The organism is Pantoea sp. ARC270 (genome assembly GCF_003236725.1).
Lineage (GTDB): Bacteria > Pseudomonadota > Gammaproteobacteria > Enterobacterales > Enterobacteriaceae > Pantoea > Pantoea anthophila.
Genome location: NZ_PUGA01000015.1, coordinates 48,403 through 64,603, shown reverse-complemented (window position 1 = coordinate 64,603; position 16,201 = coordinate 48,403). Strand labels below are relative to the sequence as shown.

Genomic DNA, 16,201 nt, shown 5'->3' with positions numbered 1-16,201 from the left:
AGGGTGTAAAAATCGGGCTGAGTGTATGAAGCCATCAGCGGGACTGACAAGTGAGATTTCTCTGCATCCTGCCGCTATTCATCTTTGCTGACCAGACTTAACATTTTACAGTCAGTAATCTGCTCTTTTCTCAACATCCCGACCGATTTGCAGACGAAACTATTTGTGCAAAACGGGAGGGCGAACGCTTTACAGCCTGGCATTTTTTGCGCATTGTGAGCGCATCACATTTACAGGATACCGACATGACTCTCTCTCAGGCTGCTCTCAGCGACATCCTTTCCCGGCGCGACTGGGAAAACCCGGTAGTGACCTCGCTGCATCGGCTGGATGCCCACCCGCCCTTTGCCAGCTGGCGCGATGAAGCCGCTGCGCGTGATGACGCCCCGTCCGCCTCACTGCGCAGTCTCAACGGTGAGTGGGGATTCAGTTACTTTGCGCAGCCTGAAGCGATTCCCGCCAGCTGGTTACTGCAGGATCTGCCGGATGCCGGTACGCTTCCGGTGCCGGCCAACTGGCAGATGCACGGCTATGACGCGCCCATTTATACCAACGTGCAGTATCCGATCCCGGTCGATCCGCCACGGGTACCGGCAGCAAACCCGACCGGATGTTACTCGCTCACATTCAGCATTGAAGCCGCCTGGCTGGAGACGGGACAGACGCGCATTATTTTTGACGGCGTTAACTCCGCCTTTCACCTCTGGTGCAACGGTCACTGGATTGGCTACTCCCAGGATAGTCGGCTGCCCGCTGAATTTGACCTGAGCGAGGTGCTGCGTCCCGGTAAAAACCGGCTGGCCGTGATGGTGCTGCGCTGGAGCGATGGCAGCTATCTGGAAGATCAGGACATGTGGCGCATGAGCGGTATTTTCCGCGACGTCACCCTGTTGCATAAACCCCGGGTTCATCTGGCTGACGTTCAGCTGGAAACCCGACTCAGCCCGGAATTTTGCCGTGCGGATCTGCGCGCGCAGGTGCGTGTCGCGCTGCCTTCCGCCGTTACCTCACGCTATCAGCTGCGTCTGACGCTGTGGCAGGGCGAGCAGCAGATTGCACAGTGTCAGCAGCCGCTGGGCAGCGCCATCATCGATGAACGCGGCCACTATCCCGAACGCGCCCTGCTCAGCCTGCCGGTTGAGCGGCCTGACCTCTGGAGCGCGGAGACGCCTCATCTCTACCGCGCCACGCTGGCCCTGCTGGATGAGCAGCAGCAGTTAATCGAGGTGGAAGCCTGGGATGTCGGTTTCCGCCAGGTCACTATCGACAATGGCCTGCTGTGCCTGAACGGCAAACCGCTGCTGATCCGCGGCACTAACCGTCACGAGCATCACCCTGAACGGGGTCAGGTAGTGGATGAGGCGATGATGCGCCGCGACATCATGCTGATGAAGCAGCACAATTTTAATGCGGTCCGCTGCTCGCACTACCCCAATCATCCGCTCTGGTACCGGCTGTGCGATCGGTACGGGCTTTATGTGGTGGATGAGGCCAACATTGAGACCCACGGCATGCAGCCCATGAACCGGCTCTCTGACGATCCGCGCTGGTTTGCCGCCTACAGCGAGCGGGTCACGCGCATGGTGCAGCGTGACCGTAACCACTGCTGCATTATTATCTGGTCGCTGGGCAACGAGTCCGGTCATGGCGCAACGCACGACGCGCTTTACCGCTGGGTGAAAAGCAGCGATCCGACCCGTCCGGTTCAGTATGAAGGCGGCGGTGCGGATACCGCCGCGACCGATATCATCTGCCCGATGTACGCCAGGGTGGATCAGGATCAGCCCTTCCCGGCGGTGCCGAAATGGTCACTGAAAAAGTGGATTGGACTGCCGGGCGAAACGCGCCCGCTGATCCTCTGTGAATATGCTCATGCGATGGGCAACAGCTTTGGCGGCTTTGCGAAATACTGGCAGGCTTTCCGCCAGTTTCCGCGCCTGCAGGGCGGTTTCGTCTGGGACTGGGTGGATCAGAGCCTGACCCGCTATGACGATCAGGGAGAGCCCTGGCAGGCCTATGGCGGCGACTTTGGCGATACACCCAACGATCGTCAGTTCTGTATGAACGGGCTGGTGTTTGCCGACCGTACACCTCATCCGGCGCTCTATGAGGCGCAGCGCGCCCAGCAGTTCTGGCAGTTCACGGTCGATCCCGACGATCCGCTGAGCTTTACGGTCAGCAGCGACTACCTGTTCCGCCACAGTGATAATGAAGTGTTGCGCTGGCGCATAGAGCAGGCCGGCCAGGTCGTGGCGCAGGGTGATATTCCGCTTGATATCCCCGCGCAGGGCCAGCAGCGGATCACCCTGCCCTCCCCGCCTCCGTTGCAGGGCGAATGCTGGCTGAATGTTGCCGTGCATCAGGTGCAGCCGACCCGCTGGAGCGAAGCTGGCTGGCGTGTCGCCTGGGATCAGTGGGCGCTCCCCTCCGCGCTGGCACTGCCTTCCCTGCCGGAAACCGGTGAGGCACCGCAGCTGCACGATAACGACCGTGAGATTGTCGTCACCCACCGGCAGCAGCGCTGGCAATTTTCCCGTCACAGCGGCGAACTGGAACAGTGGTGGGTGGATGACGAGCCGACGCTACTGACGCCGCTTCAGGCGTGCTTTATCCGCGCGCCGCTGGATAATGACATCGGCACCAGCGAAGCGGAACGGATCGATCCCAACGCCTGGTCGGAGCGCTGGAAAGCGGCGGGCTATGACCAGATGCAAAGCCAGCGGATAGCGATTGCGGCCGAAACGCTGACCCAGGCGGTGCAGATTGAGACGCTGCACAGCTGGCACGCCGGGGGGCAGCTCGCCTTTATCAGCCGGATACGTTTTCTGATCAATGCACAGGGGGAGCTGACGCTGCAGCTTTCCGTTGAGCAGTCCCGCGGTTTACCGCCGCCAGCGCGCATCGGGCTACGCTGCGCGCTGGCGACGATCCCTCAGCAGGTGAACTGGCTCGGCCTCGGTCCGCACGAAAACTACCCTGACCGCCAGCTGGCCGCACAGTTTTCCCGCTGGCAGTTACCGCTGGATCGGCTCTTTACGCCCTATGTTTTCCCGGGTGAGAACGGCCTGCGCGGCGGCACCCGTCAGCTTGATACCGGCAGCTGGCAGGTCAGCGGGGATTTCGCTTTCTCGCTGAGTCGCTTTAGCCTGGAGCAGCTGCGGGAGACGTCACACCGCCACCTCCTGCGCCCGGAAGCGGGCTGCTGGCTGCATCTGGATGCGTACCACATGGGCGTGGGCGGCGATGACTCCTGGAGTCCCAGCGTCAGTCCTGAGTTTCTGCTGACTCAGCAGCGCTGGCAGACGGAACTGACGATTTGCCAGCCGACGCGGGCAGCACGGTCTTCGGACGACGGTAAACGCGCTTCAGAAACAGCACATTAATCAGCACCACCACGGCGGTGGCAAAAAAGACCCAGCGGAAACCTGCCATCGCCGACACCGCCCCGCCCAGCAGCGGACCGGCAACGTTGCCGAGATACATAAACGACTGGTTGTAGCCGAAGATCCGCCCCGTAATGTTGTCGCGTGAATGGCGCACCAGCAGGGTCTGCACCGCAGGCATCATCGCACCATCGGCGAAGCCCAGCAGAAAGCGCAGCACGCCCAGCTGCGTTGCGCTGGTCACAAAGGACATGGCGATAAACAGCAGTAGCGAGATCGCCATCGTCGCCAGCAGAATACGCTGTGTACCGATGCGATCGCCGAGTCGCCCCAGCCGGGGTGCGGCCAGCAGAGCGGACACGCCGGGCAGCGCGGCGATCACCCCGCTGAGAAACGCGATGTTCTCCGCATGGGGCGCCAGCTCCCGCACAAACAGCGTCAGGATGGGGTTAACCGACCCGTTACACATCTGAATCACCAGAGTGGTAAAGAACAGGCAGAGCACCAGTCTGGGGTTATCCAGCGAGCGGAACACCTCGCGTCCGCTGAGCTTCTCCTTTTTACTCACCGGGGTGTAGCCGGTCTCTTTAATCAGGAAGAGTGTGACCAGAAAACTGACCAGCAGCAGAGCTGCGGTGACCATGAAGACCATGCGCAGCCCCACCCCGTCAGCCAGCAGCCCGCCCAGCATCGGTCCCAGAATCACCCCGCCAATCTGGCCGGTAGAGACACAGCTTAGCGCCCAGCCGCTGCGTTCACGCGGCACCTGAGCGGCCACCAGCGCCATGGCGTTGGGGATATAGCCGGAGGTCAGCCCCATCAGGGCGCGCAGCAGCAGCAACTGCCAGGCTTCGGTGACGAAAGCCTGCAGCAGGATCACGATCCCCATGCCAGCAGCGGCGCGCAGCAGCATCAGTTTCCGCCCTTTGCGATCGGCCAGGCTGCCCCACAGCGGCGCAACCGCCGCTGAGATCACAAAGGTGATGCTGAACGTCAGTCCCGACCAGAGGCTCAGTGAGGTGCCGCCGGTGACGCCCAGTTGCTCAAGGTAGAGTGGCAGGAACGGAATAATCTGGCTGATCGCCAGTCCGGTAAAAAAACAGCCAAACCAGACCGAGATCAGGTTTATCTTCCAGGGTTCAATGATGCGTGGCATGGGCAGAGGAAGTGAAGAGAAAGAGGGCTGAGTTTAACCCAGGCCCGCTGCGCGTGACCGCCAGAACATGGCAAAAACGGCAAGCATCTTGATTCTGCGCAATTTACGCCGCCGGACAGGTCGCGGAACTGTCGCCTGTCGATCTCCATCCCCCCTCAGCAGGATGGAAAAATATGTCATTGTGTTACTGACAACCGTTTGCTTCGCTTCTATGTTTAAAAAACCGCCAGCCACGGCGGTATAGCGATCGTTCCGATCGGTGTGACGCCCTCCGCAAACAACGGTGCAGACCGTCCGGCTATGCTGAGGCGAACCCGCGTATTGAGTAGATAAACGCCCCTGCACCCGGGTGTAAGGGAGAGGTCTGGGGTTTAGCGGAGGTGGGAAATGAGAGTGCAACCGAACAGCGCCAGCCGCGCTATCACCGACTATTTCAATGGCCCGAACTGGCGGACGCCGCCCGAGTCCGATCTGCTGGCGGTGATTATGCGCGAGATGATGGAAGCGGGTCAGCCCGCCACCAATAAAGCGATAATTGCCCGGGTAATTGAGAAACTGGAAGTCGAAGGGGACGAAACGCAGCTGCAACGTTATCGTACCCTGCTGGCTCAGTTAATCGACGCGCCACCCCGGGCCTGAAGCGGTGGCTTATTTCACCCAGCGCAGCTTATCCGCTTCGCTGATGCTGGCCCGCCCGCTGCTGCGCTGAAACAGGCAGAGCTCCCGTCCACGCTTATTGTTCATATGACGCTGAGGATAGCGCCCCTCCAGCAACAGAGCGCTGTATCCTGTGCTGTCGTCATACTCAATCGGCTCGCCCAGCACCCTGACTTTGCTCAGGTGACTGGCGTTAATGCAGGCCTGGGTCATTACCTGACGGCTCTGTTGCCAGGCTTCGGCACTGGAGGCCTGCGCCGCTGCGCTGCTGAGTAAGGCTACAGAAAGTATCGCGCCTTTCATCCGTTTCATGTTCGCTCCTGTTACCGCCCGCAGGCGCTAAAAAAAATTCCCGCCGGGGCGGGAATAAACAAGACGAGCATTGTCAATCGCGTGACGAGAAGCGCATCGAAATGCAGCACTATTCTCGCCCGCCGTTATGACAAGGCTGTGACACCCAGGCCGTCAGCCGCAATAAACAGAGCTGATGTTGCCGTTTTTATCCGCCAGGAAGTTAAGCCGGTTGAGGTTAAAGTCCATGGTGACGGCAGAGTTATAAGGGATAGGACGCACCAGCTGATCGAAATGCTGTCCCTGCAGCGCGGTTAACGGTTTGCCGACATAGTGCTGAAACTGTGAGGCACCACAGCGATCATTCTCAGGATCCGGCTTCACGCTGGCCGTGTCAGAGTGGGAGGCGGATTGACAGGCGGTTAAGGCAAACAGACCCGCTACCAGCAGCCCTTTTCCATAAAATTTCACGTTTGATCTCCTGTTGGACGTGTAAAACCCTGTCCCCAAGAGTAGCAAAGCGTGCCGCCCAGGCTGAACTCTAAAAAAGTAAAGTTGTTACAGCCGCAGAAAACCGTAAGCGGTGGCGATCACAATTTAGGATTAATCGCACGCACTGCTTAAAAAAGAAACGCCCGGTGGCTACAATTAACTAAGATTATTCTTAGCTCTGGGAGTCCATAATGGAACTGATTATTTTTGTTGTCTGCGCCATGCTGATGACCGCCGTGGCGGTCAAAGTCCGTTAAGCGGACCCAGCCTGATTCTGCGCCGTTCTTTCCAGAAGCGTACTGAACGCAGCCAGCGGCATCGGACGACCGAGGAAGTAGCCTTGCCCCTCTTCGCACGAGAGCTGTTTTAACTGGTTCAGCTGCGCTTCTGTCTCAATCCCCTCTGCCGTGATGGTCAGCGCAAACGCGCGTGCCAGCGCAATAATGCCCGCTACCACTGACTGCGCCTGCTCCGACTCCGGAAAATCTTTCATCCATGAGCGATCGATCTTGAGGCCGTTAAAGGGGTAGGTTTTCAGGTAACCCAGCGCGGCATAACCGGTGCCGAAATCATCCACGGTTAACCTGACCCCCAGCGCCCGTAAGCCCTGCATCATCTCCAGCGCACGCTGCGGATGTTCAAAGGTGACATTCTCTGTGATCTCCAGCTCCAGGCGGGTGGCCGGCAGGCCGCTTCGGGCCAGCGCATCCGCCACCCGCTGCACCAGGTCGCTGGTACGAAACTCCATCGGCGAGATATTCACCGAGACGTAGCGGTCGCCTCCCCACCCCAGTGCATCTTCACAGGCGCGCATCAGCACCCAGTCACTGATGGTGGCAATCAGTCCGCTCTCTTCCGCCAGCGGAATAAAGTGATCGGGTGTCATCCACTGATCCGGCGCAACCTGCCAGCGAAGCAACGCCTCGGCTCCCGCCAGCTGGCCGCTCAGCAGCTGATAGCGGGGCTGATAGTGCAGGCGAAATTCATTGTTCCTCAGCGCTTTCTCAATGCGGCGTGCCATTTCACGCTTATCCTCGCGCTGGCTGGCCATCTCGCTGGCATACCAGACCCACTGATTGCGCCCCGCTTCACGCGCTTCGGTGAGCGCGATATCGGCCATACGCAGCAGCGTTTCCGGGTGACTGGCATCCTGCGGGACGCAGGCAATGCCCATGCTGACCGTCAGATAGTGGACATGCTGGCCGGTGCTAATCGGCTGCTGAACCTCATGCACCAGCTGAGCACAGCGCTGATCGACCCGCTCGCGGTTCGTTTCACGCAGGACCAGCACAAACTCATCCCCGCCCAGTCGTGCCACCAGCTCCTGAGGCCCCGTGGCGCGCTTCAGACGCTGCGCGATCTGGCTCAGCACCTCATCGCCCGTCGCATGGCCCCAGGTTTCGTTGATCGGCCTGAACTGATCGAGGTCGAGCGTAATCAGCGTCAGCGGCACGATCCCTTCCGGCTGCTCAAGATGCTGTGTCAGAAACTCCTGCAGCTGCACGCGGTTCGACAGTCCGGTTAAGACGTCATGACGCGACAGGAACTGGATACGCGCCTCCGCTTCCATACTCTGCGTGATGTCTGAAACCGTGCCACGGAATCCGATACGGCGCGTGTCATGCCAGATTGTTTTCGCCACCAGCTGACCAATACGGCGATTGCCCTGCGCCGACATAAACTGGCAGCGCAACGGCATCTGCTGCCCCTCCTCCTCCTGGCGCAGCAGCCAGGCGACCAGCGAATGGCTGGGATGGGTCAGCAATTGATCAATGTGTCGCCCCAGCCAGTGTGACATGTCGTGGCCGGTGACATTTTCAAAGCGCGCGGACAGGTAGATAAGGCGGCCCTTCTCATCCGTCTCCCAGATCCAGTCTGACGCCGCCTCAGCGAGATCGCGAAACCGCGCTTCGCTGCTGGCCAGCTCCTGCTGGCTGATCGCCAGCATGGCGAAGCGCCGGTCTGAGAGAATCGCATTCGAAAGCGCATGGCGGCTGACGCGGCGGGTGATCAGACCAATGATGATCGCCATCAGCGTCAGCAGGGGCAGCAGAAACAGGATCAGGCCCATTCCCGGCATCTTCGGTGTCCAGCGCAGGACAATCGGTTCGCCGTGCGGCAACGGCTGCACCATGCGCGGCTCGCGCAGCGCATCCTCTTCACTGTCGGGCAGACGCAGCTCGCGCACATCCAGCGAGGCACCCAGCGCCTGAAGCTTGGCGGGGGTAAACAGATTCACAAACACCATCACGGATGGCGGCCCCGCCTTTGACGGCGTGTTATCCACTCTTCCGCTGCTGATCGGGGCGGCCACCACGATGGCGGGCAGATGATTGATCTCTGCATCCTGCGTCATGGCCCTGTTGTTCAGCTGGCGCGCGGCCGCAATCAGGCCGGGCGTCTGCTGACCCAGCCACGCCTCCAGCGGCGTGTCCGTCAGCTGACCATCAATCACCGTGTAGGTGGTGTGACCTTTGCCATCCACCACGAACACGCCTTCATAGTGATACTCTTCATAAAGACCCGGACCAAAGTTCTCTTCGTCATACGCCCAGGCTTTGTTCACGCTGACGTGAAGATTACGCCACGCTTCGCCCCAGAAGGCATAATCCCGGATATCAGTGGCCATCGCCTCCTGACGACTCTTCCATGCCTGCTGCACCAGCAGCAGATCGTGCTCAGCCGATGTGCTGTTCTGCCGCTGGGCAATGGTCAGCACCATCACCATTGAGAGCAGCAGCACGCCAAACAGCAGCAGCGAAAGCGTACGCAGACTGCGGCGCGTAAAGCGCACAGTGCGGTCTTCAGCAGCCTGTCTGAATGGCGGTGAGGGCGGTGCCGGGGGGTTAAAATTCATTGAAAGTGCTCACTACACAACCAGGTTTTAGTCACGGGCCAGCCCCGTAATACGGGGGGCTGACCAGATAGTTTCCTCAGTTATCGGCCCGCCTGCTCCGGTGTTTAGTCTGCGGCAAAAATAAGCATGCAATATTGTCTCAAGGGCTGACTCGACAGCGATCAGGCGCATTGCTACTATGCGCTAACCTTCGCTGGCAGAGTCGCCTATGAACACCAATTCCGACAGAGTGACCCTGACGCTGTTCTACGTCGGCAGCTTTGTGGTTTATTACCTGGTTACCATGCTGATCACGCTGTTTCCCAACTACAGCGTGCTGCGCAATGACGGACTGCTGGTGCCGGTGCTCTGCCTGTTTGAATTTGCGGTCATCTACCCGCTGTATCGCTTCTACTGCCAGCGCCGCGCCGATCTGCCGCTGGGTGAACTCGGCATGCTGCAGACCCTGCTCTTTACCGGCGCGCTGTTTGTCCTGATGGCGGCCCAGATGCAGTTTATGCAGCCGGAAGGCTGGCTGGTGATGCAGGCCCAGCAGGGACGCAATTCGCTGCTGATTCTGCTGCTCACCGCCGTGCTGCTGGCCCCGGTGTTTGAAGAGGTGCTGTTCCGCGGATTCCTGTTGCAGGGCTTTCTGCTGTGGGCGCCGCGCAGCCGCTTCGCCTGTATGCTGCTGACCTCGCTGCTGTTCGCGGTGATGCACACGCAGTATGTTCACTGGCAGACCCTGATCGCCCTGACACTCTTTTCGCTGCTGCTCTGCTACGCCCGGCTGCGGAGTAACAGTCTTGCCCTGCCTATCTTTCTGCACACCCTGAACAACCTGATTGCGCTGCTGCCCGCCTGGTATTTCGCGGGCTGACGCCTCATCGCCTCTCTGCTGACGCACCGTTTTCCGGCCGTGTTGCGGGCCACCGCTCACACTGACAATGCTGCCCCGGCACGTTTGTCTATACTGGTGGATAAAAAGGGAAAAAAAACGTCACAGTCCGGACCAGCAGACCGTGTAAAGGAGAAGAGCGATGTTGATAGGATTTGTGTTGTTAGTGAGCGCGTGTGGATATGATGCCTGTGAGGCGTTACCCGTCTCGGAGCGTATCTATCCGACCAAAGCCGACTGTGAAACGATGGCGCACCGTATTCACAAAGTCAGACCGAACGTGGTCCTGCTTTGCGGTGAAGTTCATCGCTGATTCAGGGCCAGTCGCAATAAAGCCGCGCGGCAACATTGCAAGCTGGCAATTTAGCGTACAAAATATAAGCTGTTGTTCACCATTATCGTTGTGAATCCCATGAAAACATCACGTCCTCGTCGTCCTGCCGGACGCTGGGTTTACTATCTTTTGTATGATGGCATTCTGTGGCCCTGCCCTGTCCGCTGGGAGTGGGAGAGCAGTTATGGCGGCTGGCTGCCGTTTTACTACACGCCTACCTTTGAGTTTGTGGTGGGCGATCCGCGTAAGGCTCATCGCATTGCGCGCAGCGACGTGCGGGTCAGACGGCGCGAAGATGCCTTTGTCTGAGCGAAATCTACCGCCACGGCAGCCATGAGGCTGTCAGCAGGAAGTAAATCGCCTCCAGCACGATAATCACCATCAGTAAGATGCCCAGCGTGTGGCGACCTGTTCCCTTCATCGGTTCAGGCCCAAATCATCGCAGCCCGGCGTATCAGCAGCAGTGCACCACAGATGCATAACAGCACCAGCCCCCTCTTCCACTGTTTTCTGGCCGCCCGGACTCTCATCATCGCGGTTTCCTCTCTGTCAGAAAGCAAAGATGCGCCTGAAGGCGCATCTGTTTCGGTCAACAGCAGGACCGGTTGTGCATAGCGTCGCGCCAGGGCCGCCAGAGAGCGACCCGTTACCGGCATCAGTTATTCAGCGTGTAATCCAGTGTGATTTCCGCATTCAGTAACTGAGAAACCGGGCAGCCCGCCTTGGCGTTGTTGATGATTTCATCAAACGCTGACTTATCAATGCCTGGCAGAGAGACGGTGCTGGTCAGCGCCACTTTGGTGATAGCAAAGCCGTCGCCTTTCTTGTCCAGCGACACATCGGCCGTGGTATCAATGCTTTCCGGCTTGTGGCCCGCATTGCCCAGCATCAGCGACAGGGCCATAGAGAAACAGGCCGCGTGCGCTGCACCAATCAGCTCTTCCGGGTTGGTGCCTTTGCCGCCTTCAAAACGGGTGTTAAAGCCATAGGGCTGCTGGCTCAGCACGCCGCTCTCAGTGCTGACGGTGCCTTTGCCTTTGATATCGCCTTCCCAATGCGCCGAACCTTTCTTATGAATGGTCATCTCATTCCTCCTGTGGGTAAAGAAGCTAAGTATAGACAATGCATTCATTTTCGCAGGCTTAACTCACCGCGCGCGGACGGGGTGAAGCGCTCTGCGGAGCCAGCAGCGCCCCGGCCTGCACCAGCGAATCGCGCGTGATATCCGCGATGGACTTCGCGCCAGTCAGGGTCATGGCAACGCGCATCTCCTTCTCAATCAGGTTCAGCAGGTTTTCCACGCCGCGCTGACCGTGGGTCGCCAGCGCATAGATAAAGGCGCGTCCCAGCAGCACGCTGTCTGCGCCCAGCGCAATCATGCGCACCACATCCAGCCCGTTGCGGATACCGCTGTCTGCCAGAATGGCGAGGTCCCCTTTGACGGCATCGGCAATCGCCGGTAACGCCCGCGCAGACGACAGCACACCATCCAGCTGACGGCCGCCGTGGTTAGACACCACAATCCCGTCGGCCCCGAAGCGCACCGCATCGCGCGCATCTTCCGGGTCCAGAATCCCTTTGATCACCATGGGCCCGTCCCAGAACTCACGGATCCACTCCAGATCGCGCCAGGAGATAGAGGGATCGAAGTTGTTCGCCAGCCAGCCGATGTAATCTTCCAGTCCGGTCGGCTTGCCGAGATAGGCAGAGATATTGCCCAGATCGTGTGGACGTCCCTGCAGGCCGACATCCAGCGCCCACTGCGGATGCGTGACCGCCTGCCAGTAGCGCCGCAGCGCGGCGTGCTGGCCGCTCATGCCGGAGTGCGCATCGCGATAGCGGGCACCGGGCGTCGGCATATCGACGGTAAAGACCAGAGTCGAGCAGCCCGCGGCTTTGGCGCGCTCCAGGGCGTTGCGCATAAAGCCACGGTCGCGCAGCACATAGAGCTGGAACCACATCGGGCGGTTAATCGCCGGTGCCACCTCTTCAATCGGGCAGACCGAAACCGTGGAGAGGGTAAACGGAATCCCTTTCTGGGCAGCCGCACGCGCCGCCTGCACCTCTCCCCGACGGGCATACATGCCACACAGTCCTACCGGCGCCAGCGCAACCGGCATCGACAGGGTTTCCTTAAACAGGGTCGTATCCAGGCTCAGTTCTGACATGTTCTTCAGAATACGCTGGCGCAGCGCCACGTCCGACAAATCCTCCACATTGCGACGCAGGGTATGTTCGGCATAGGCCCCGCCGTCAAGATAGTGGAACAGGAACGGCGGCAGGATACGTTGCGCGGCGGCGCGATAGTCACTGGCAGCTGAGATAATCATCAGTCAGATTCCTTAGGGTTGCGTGTGTCGTTATCCGGTAAGCGGGTGATGCGCGCCTGACGCGCTTCATCTTCATGCAGGCTTTTCATGGTGGTGTGAACAAACCCCAGGTGCTGCATCGCTGCCTGCCGGGCGGCGTCGGCGTCGCCCGCGAGAATGGCGTCGAGCAGCGCCTGATGCTGTTCCGTGAGGCGGGCAAAAATCGCAGGCTGGGTATACATCCGCTGACGGCTCTGCATGACCGAGGATTGCAGCAGTTCAAAAAAGCCCCGCATGGTCTGCAGCAGCACCAGGTTGTGCGACGCCTCGGCAATCGCCAGATGGAAGCGCACATCGGCCTGGGCGGCGAGATCGGGATCGTCACTCTCCTTCAGCTTCAGCGTGGCATCAAAGGCGTATTGCAGCCGCTCTCTGTCGGCGTCGGTGGCGCGCAGTGCCGCATGCCAGGCGGTGCTGGCCTCAATGGCGTGACGCGCCTCCAGAATGTCATAGCGGTAGTCGGGATCGTCATGCAGCAGCTGGCGAATCGGCTCCACGATGCGCTGTTCCGACCAGGGGGCCAGCTGCTGCCGGAGCCAGGTTCCGCCGCCGCGCCGGCTGATCAGCATCCCGCTGCTGATCAGCTGCTGAATCGCCTCACGCAGCGAGGAGCGTGAAACGCCGAGTTCAGCCGACAGCTGTCGCTCGGCGGGCAGGCGCATGCCTGGCTCAAGTTGATGGTCGGTGATGTACGCCCGCAGGCGCGTCACCAGCGGGTCTGCCGGGTTTGTCATGGGATCATCCAGGGGAAAACGTAGGCCTGAAGGGTGGTAATGAGACCGACCATACAGGTGAAAATCAGGCTGTGTTTCACGGTAAAGCGGAACAGGTCGGACTCTCTGCCCACCAGCCCGACCGCCGCACAGGCGATGGCGATCGACTGCGGTGAGATCATCTTGCCGGTCACGCCGCCGGTGGTGTTGGCCGCCACCAGCAGGACATCGGAGACGCCAATCTGCTGCGCGGTGGTGGCCTGCAGGGCGGCGAAGAGCGCATTGGATGAGGTGTCAGAGCCGGTCAGGAAGACGCCCAGCCAGCCCAGAAATGGCGAGAAGAAGGTAAACGCGTGACCGGTGTGCGCGAGGGCCAGCGCCAGCGTGGCGGAGAGGCCGGAGTAGTTGGAGATAAAGGCAAAGGCAAGCACCATTCCGATAGAGTAGATGGGCAGCGCCAGCTCCTTCAGCGTGGCCGCGAAGGTCTGCAATCCGGCCCTGGGCTTCATGCGCAGGAAGATCATCGCCGCAATCGCCGCGATCAGAATTGCGGTGCCGGTGGCGGAGATCAGATCGAGCTTATAGAGGGCCGGATAAGGCGTGGCGCTGCTGACCACCGGCGGCACCCGCGCCACCAGCCCATTCAGCAGCGGAACCGGTATGTTCAGCACCCACTCATAGAGCGCGCCGCCTTGGGTGAACAGCGCCTTAAACGGCGGAATACTCCAGAGCGTTACGGTGGCGGTGAGAAACAGGAACGGCATCCAGGCGCGAACGATCTGGCCCAGCCGGTACGTCTGCGGCGGCGTCAGGGCGTCACCCTGCTTCGCCCCGGCATCAGCAAAGCGGAAGATGCGCACCGGCTTCCAGACCCGCAGAAACAGCGTCAGAGAGATCAGCGAGGCGAGCGACGAGATAATGTCAGGCAGCTCCGGCCCCAGAAAGTTGGAGCTGAGAAACTGGGCGACAGCAAAGGAACCGCCCGCCACCATGACTGCCGGCCAGGTCTCTTTTACCCCACGCCAGCCATCCATAATTGCCATAATCCAGAACAGCACAATCAGGGTCAGCAGCGGCAGCTGACGTCCGGCCATCTGGCCAATGGCGAAGCTATCCAGCCCGGTGACCTGCCCCGCCACGATAATCGGAATCCCCATCGCGCCAAAGGCGACCGGCGCGGTATTCACGATCAGGCAGAGCCCGGCGGCATAGAGCGGGTTGAAGCCCAGCCCCACCAGCAGCGCGGCGGTAATCGCGACGGGCGCACCAAAGCCCGCCGCCCCTTCCAGAAAGGCGCCGAACGAGAAGCCGACAATCAGCATCTGCAGGCGCTGATCGGGCGTAATCGACAGGATAGAGGCGCGGATAATATCGAACTGGCCGGTTTTAACCGAAATTTTGTAGACGAAAACGGCGGCGACAATGATCCAGGCTATCGGCCACAGGCCGTAGAGAAAACCATACACCACGGCGGCGAGCGCCTGTGCCACCGGCATCTGATAGAGGAACAGCGCCACCAGCAGCGCCAGCACCACAGTCAGGGTGGCCGCCAGATAGCCCTTCATCTTAAGTTTAATCAGTGCAAAGAAGAAAAACAGAATCGGTATCAGTGCGACCAGGCTCGAAAGCCAGATGTTGCCCAGCGGATCGTAGTTTTGTTGCCAGATCTGCATGCCGTTATCTCCAGAGGAAAGATGAGATGGAACACAGTCGCTGTGCTGCATTCCCTCAGCCCGCCGGATTGGTCAGACCACATCCGGCTTTCGCGGGCCTTATGGCTGGAGATAGTTAATGAATTGTTAACCTGTGGCAACAAAAGTTGCGCGATTTTTCTGGTTGTGTGAACCAGGGAAAAAATATTGCGCCGATTGGTCTGACCAAAATCAGCAATTTCCTTCGGGAAAGGCGTGCGGATAACTGCGCGGATGGAAACGCAGATTCAGCGCAATCAGCAGCAGCGTAACCGCCGCCTGCAGAACCCACACGCTGGTGAAGTGGCCGGTAAGCGTGTGCAACTGCCCGGCGATAAACGGCATACTGCCCGCGATAATAAAGCCGACGCCCTGCATAAAGGCGACCAGCCGTGCACCCGCCTGCGGCTGCGCCAGATGATCCAGGGCCAGAACCAGCGCCAGCGGAAACGCCCCGCCCAGTCCTGCGCCCGCGATCCCCGCCCAGAGCCAGGGAGCCAGCTGCGGGGCAAACAGGAAGCCAAGCATGCCGCTGAGCTGCATCGCCAGCGTCAGCAGCAGCAGCGGACGGCGATCGCGCCCCCGCGCCAGCAGAGGCAGCAGCAGCGCCCCGGTCACCTGACAGCCGATCATCATGCCGAGCAGTGAGCCGCCCGCCTGCGCAGGCCAGCCAAGGTGATGATAGAAGTCGGGCAGCCAGGCGACACAGATGGCGTAACCGCCGTTCACCAGGCCGAAACTCAGCGCCAGTGTCCAGGCGCGCGGTTTACGCCAGAGGGAAGGCAGCGCTGCCCTCTCCTGGCGGGCGACCGGTCTGCTGGCGATAAACAGCCAGAGCAGCATAGCCAGCACCACCGGCAGCGCCCAGCTGCTCAGCGCGCCCTGCCAGCCAAGCTGCCCGGTCAGCCACGGCGAGATTGCCGCACCGATGCCGCCGCCCATCAGCGCCGCGGCCCACAGGCCGGTGACCCCGGCACTGCGCTGGCCAAAGCGCTGACGGATCACTCCCGGCATCGCCATCTGCACGATGCCGATGCCCGCACCGCCCGGCAGGGTCGTCAGCACCAGTCCTCGCCCCTCCGTCACAAACAGCCGGCTCGCCAGGGCCAGCAGCAACAGCAGCAGCCCACCCAGCAGCAGTTTGCGCACGGAAAAGCGCTGCATCAGTGGCGCACTGACGAGGGCAATCGCGCCCATCATCATCATCGGCAGCGCTGGCAGCAGCGACGCCGCCAGCGGTGACAGGCCAATGCTCTGGCGTAACTGGCCGAGCAGCGGGCTGACGGAGGTCATCAGCGGCCGCATATTCAGCCCGGCCAGTACCAGTGCCGCCAGCAGCAGAACGTTATCTCTCTTCATCAGCAATCCATACGTTTAAAAG

At 60.3% G+C, this 16,201-nt stretch carries 15 protein-coding genes; 5 read left to right on the top strand and 10 right to left on the bottom strand.

All coding sequences use genetic code 11. The annotated features are described in order from the left end of the window. Positions 1–245: 245 nt before the first annotated feature. Entirely contained in the window at positions 246–3,383 is a 3,138-nt protein-coding gene (locus CKF42_RS09400; protein WP_146239928.1) for a beta-galactosidase, read from the top strand. Here CKF42_RS09400 and CKF42_RS09395 read toward each other — a convergent pair. Further along, positions 3,265–4,539, bottom strand: coding sequence for a multidrug efflux MFS transporter (locus tag CKF42_RS09395; protein ID WP_071987815.1), 1,275 nt, complete (start codon positions 4,537–4,539; stop codon positions 3,265–3,267). The two genes, CKF42_RS09400 and CKF42_RS09395, sit on opposite strands and share 119 nt — an antisense overlap. Before the next feature lie 387 nt (positions 4,540–4,926). On the opposite strand from CKF42_RS09395, the gene CKF42_RS09390 reads away from it, so the two are divergent. Continuing rightward, positions 4,927–5,178 carry a biofilm development regulator YmgB/AriR family protein gene (locus CKF42_RS09390; RefSeq protein WP_009091829.1) on the top strand — a complete coding sequence of 84 codons (252 nt, stop codon included), beginning with the start codon at positions 4,927–4,929 and terminating at the stop codon, positions 5,176–5,178. Between the two features lie 9 nt (positions 5,179–5,187). Here CKF42_RS09390 and CKF42_RS09385 read toward each other — a convergent pair whose 3' ends face one another. The 3 genes from CKF42_RS09385 to CKF42_RS09375 all read right to left on the bottom strand — a co-directional run bounded on the left by CKF42_RS09385 (position 5,188) and on the right by CKF42_RS09375 (position 8,836). Continuing rightward, positions 5,188–5,508, bottom strand: coding sequence for a hypothetical protein (locus tag CKF42_RS09385; protein ID WP_111208043.1), 321 nt, complete (start codon positions 5,506–5,508; stop codon positions 5,188–5,190). Positions 5,509–5,661: 153 nt separating this feature from the next. After that, positions 5,662–5,958, bottom strand: a complete 297-nt coding sequence (locus CKF42_RS09380) for an I78 family peptidase inhibitor (RefSeq protein WP_009091832.1) — start codon at positions 5,956–5,958, stop codon at positions 5,662–5,664. Positions 5,959–6,232: 274 nt separating this feature from the next. Beyond that, the gene (locus CKF42_RS09375) at positions 6,233–8,836 is read right to left on the bottom strand and encodes an EAL domain-containing protein (protein ID WP_009091833.1); all 2,604 of its coding nucleotides are present in this window, start codon (positions 8,834–8,836) and stop codon (positions 6,233–6,235) included. 208 nt (positions 8,837–9,044) lie between these two features. On the opposite strand from CKF42_RS09375, the gene CKF42_RS09370 reads away from it, so the two are divergent. The 3 genes from CKF42_RS09370 (at position 9,045) to CKF42_RS09365 (ending at position 10,356) form a co-directional block, all read left to right on the top strand. Next, the gene (locus CKF42_RS09370) at positions 9,045–9,695 is read left to right on the top strand and encodes a CPBP family intramembrane glutamic endopeptidase (protein WP_009091835.1); all 651 of its coding nucleotides are present in this window, start codon (positions 9,045–9,047) and stop codon (positions 9,693–9,695) included. Positions 9,696–9,855: 160 nt separating this feature from the next. Further along, a complete protein-coding gene (locus CKF42_RS21220) occupies positions 9,856–10,026 on the top strand; it encodes a hypothetical protein (RefSeq protein WP_009091837.1) in 171 nt (56 codons plus the stop codon). Positions 10,027–10,125: 99 nt separating this feature from the next. Then, positions 10,126–10,356 (top strand): hypothetical protein, encoded by a 231-nt coding sequence (locus CKF42_RS09365; protein ID WP_046102016.1) that lies wholly within the window; start codon positions 10,126–10,128, stop codon positions 10,354–10,356. A 116-nt stretch (positions 10,357–10,472) separates the two neighbouring features. Here CKF42_RS09365 and yniD read toward each other — a convergent pair whose 3' ends face one another. The 6 genes from yniD to CKF42_RS09335 form a co-directional block, all read right to left on the bottom strand. Then, a complete protein-coding gene (gene yniD / locus CKF42_RS21325) occupies positions 10,473–10,577 on the bottom strand; it encodes a small membrane protein YniD (protein WP_369974598.1) in 105 nt (34 codons plus the stop codon). Between the two features lie 125 nt (positions 10,578–10,702). After that, entirely contained in the window at positions 10,703–11,131 is a 429-nt protein-coding gene (locus CKF42_RS09355) for an OsmC family protein (protein ID WP_046101325.1), read from the bottom strand. Positions 11,132–11,189: 58 nt separating this feature from the next. Further along, positions 11,190–12,377: an FMN-dependent L-lactate dehydrogenase LldD gene (gene lldD / locus CKF42_RS09350; RefSeq protein ID WP_111208041.1), complete on the bottom strand. Its 1,188-nt coding sequence runs from the start codon at positions 12,375–12,377 to the stop codon at positions 11,190–11,192. Further along, on the bottom strand, positions 12,377–13,150 hold the full coding sequence (gene lldR, locus CKF42_RS09345; protein ID WP_009091846.1) for a transcriptional regulator LldR: 774 nt from the start codon (positions 13,148–13,150) through the stop codon (positions 12,377–12,379). The genes lldD and lldR overlap by 1 nt, the downstream gene beginning before the upstream one ends. Further along, positions 13,147–14,802 carry an L-lactate permease gene (lldP, locus tag CKF42_RS09340; RefSeq protein ID WP_046101323.1) on the bottom strand — a complete coding sequence of 552 codons (1,656 nt, stop codon included), beginning with the start codon at positions 14,800–14,802 and terminating at the stop codon, positions 13,147–13,149. The genes lldR and lldP overlap by 4 nt, the downstream gene beginning before the upstream one ends. 210 nt (positions 14,803–15,012) lie before the next feature. After that, positions 15,013–16,179, bottom strand: a complete 1,167-nt coding sequence (locus tag CKF42_RS09335) for a cyanate transporter (protein WP_111208040.1) — start codon at positions 16,177–16,179, stop codon at positions 15,013–15,015. Positions 16,180–16,201 lie beyond the last annotated feature (22 nt).

Bases quoted from the DNA above. Each gene is read 5' to 3' on its own strand.
- lldR (WP_009091846.1), bottom strand. From the start codon at position 13,150: ATGACAAACCCGGCAGACCCGCTGGTGACGCGCCTGCGGGCGTACATC.
- CKF42_RS09355 (WP_046101325.1), bottom strand. From the start codon at position 11,131: ATGACCATTCATAAGAAAGGTTCGGCGCATTGGGAAGGCGATATCAAA.
- yniD (WP_369974598.1), bottom strand. From the start codon at position 10,577: ATGAGAGTCCGGGCGGCCAGAAAACAGTGGAAGAGGGGGCTGGTGCTG.
- CKF42_RS09335 (WP_111208040.1), bottom strand. From the start codon at position 16,179: ATGAAGAGAGATAACGTTCTGCTGCTGGCGGCACTGGTACTGGCCGGG.
- CKF42_RS09395 (WP_071987815.1), bottom strand. From the start codon at position 4,539: ATGCCACGCATCATTGAACCCTGGAAGATAAACCTGATCTCGGTCTGG.
- CKF42_RS21220 (WP_009091837.1), top strand. From the start codon at position 9,856: ATGTTGATAGGATTTGTGTTGTTAGTGAGCGCGTGTGGATATGATGCC.
- CKF42_RS09400 (WP_146239928.1), top strand. From the start codon at position 246: ATGACTCTCTCTCAGGCTGCTCTCAGCGACATCCTTTCCCGGCGCGAC.
- CKF42_RS09375 (WP_009091833.1), bottom strand. From the start codon at position 8,836: ATGAATTTTAACCCCCCGGCACCGCCCTCACCGCCATTCAGACAGGCT.
- lldD (WP_111208041.1), bottom strand. From the start codon at position 12,377: ATGATTATCTCAGCTGCCAGTGACTATCGCGCCGCCGCGCAACGTATC.
- lldP (WP_046101323.1), bottom strand. From the start codon at position 14,802: ATGCAGATCTGGCAACAAAACTACGATCCGCTGGGCAACATCTGGCTT.
- CKF42_RS09385 (WP_111208043.1), bottom strand. From the start codon at position 5,508: ATGAAACGGATGAAAGGCGCGATACTTTCTGTAGCCTTACTCAGCAGC.
- CKF42_RS09370 (WP_009091835.1), top strand. From the start codon at position 9,045: ATGAACACCAATTCCGACAGAGTGACCCTGACGCTGTTCTACGTCGGC.
- CKF42_RS09390 (WP_009091829.1), top strand. From the start codon at position 4,927: ATGAGAGTGCAACCGAACAGCGCCAGCCGCGCTATCACCGACTATTTC.
- CKF42_RS09365 (WP_046102016.1), top strand. From the start codon at position 10,126: ATGAAAACATCACGTCCTCGTCGTCCTGCCGGACGCTGGGTTTACTAT.